At 51.5% G+C, this 1,232-nt stretch carries 1 protein-coding gene; it reads left to right on the plus strand.

Going from position 1 to position 1,232, the window contains the following annotated elements; all coding sequences use genetic code 11:
* Positions 1-63 precede the first annotated feature (63 nt).
* A protein-coding gene (locus tag IXC47_RS19285) for an IS3 family transposase (protein WP_195876771.1) occupies positions 64-1,214 on the plus strand; the annotation gives its coding sequence in 2 pieces (ribosomal slippage) (positions 64-301 and positions 301-1,214; 1,152 coding nt in all).
* Positions 1,215-1,232 lie beyond the last annotated feature (18 nt).

A 1,232-nucleotide genomic window follows, 5' to 3' on the forward strand; every position in this document is an offset into this window, starting at 1 on the left:
TGAATCGCCCCGGCTTTACTAGACACATCTGAGCCTATAAATTTATAGGTTAACGGAGGTGTTATGAGTGCAAAGCGATATACAGAAGAATTCAAGATTGAAGCAGTCAAACAGGTCACAGAACGAGGACATGCTGTTGTTGATGTTTCAGCTCGACTCGGTGTCAGCGGCCATAGTCTGTATCAGTGGGTTAAACAATACAGCGTGCCAGCACCCCAGCGCGATGCCATCAAAGACCAGCAGGTCGAACTGCGGCAGTTAAAAGCAGAGCTCAAACGGGTCACCGAGGAGCGTGACATTCTAAAAAAGGCCGCCGCGTACTTTGCCAAGGAGTCCGGTTGAAGTACGCATTCATCAAGGCGCATGCATCGGTCTATTCAGTGCGGCGACTTTGCAAAGTCATCGGCGTGCATTACAGCGGTTACTACGCTTGGCAGCATTGTCCAGAATCTGTACGCACGATGGAAGACAGAAGACTGTTGGGCCACGTCAAGCAATCGTGGCTTGAAAGCGGTTCGGTGTATGGCTATCGCAAGGTATGTGACGACCTGCGTGAATTGGGTGAGAGCTGCGGCAAGCATCGTATCTATCGCTTAATGCGTCAGGAGAAGCTGCGTTCACAAACCGGCTATCACCGTCGTCCGAGAGCACGTGGTGGCATGGCGTCTGTCTTTGCCCCCAATCACTTGAATCGACAGTTCGACGTGGCGGAACCAAACCAGGTTTGGGTAACTGACATCACTTACATTCGCACGCATGAAGGCTGGTTGTTTCTGGCAGCAGTGATTGACCTCTTTTCTCGTCAGGTTATCGGTTGGTCTATGGGGCCTCGCATGGGGCGAGACCTAGCCTTGAATGCATTGCTGATGGCGGTGTGGCGGCGGCAACCGAAACAAACCGTCATGGTTCATTCAGACCAGGGGAGTCAATTCAGTAGCTATGATTGGCAGGGCTTTCTCAAGGCGCACAATTTGCAGCAGAGTATGAGTCGCCGAGGGAACTGTCATGACAACGCCGTTGCCGAGAGTTTCTTTCAATTACTCAAGCGGGAAAGAATCCGGCGCCGTGTGTATGCAACACGGGATGAGGCCAGAGCAGATGTGTTTGATTACATCGAGATGTTCTACAACGTCAAACGACGTCATAATCATGCTGACCGGCTTTCGCCCGTCAACTATGAAAAGCAGTACTTCGAGAGGCTTGCGAGTGTCTAAGAAACTCGGGGCGATTCA

The organism is Herminiimonas contaminans, from assembly GCF_015645465.1.
Taxonomy (GTDB): Bacteria; Pseudomonadota; Gammaproteobacteria; order Burkholderiales; family Burkholderiaceae_D; genus Oxalicibacterium; species Oxalicibacterium contaminans.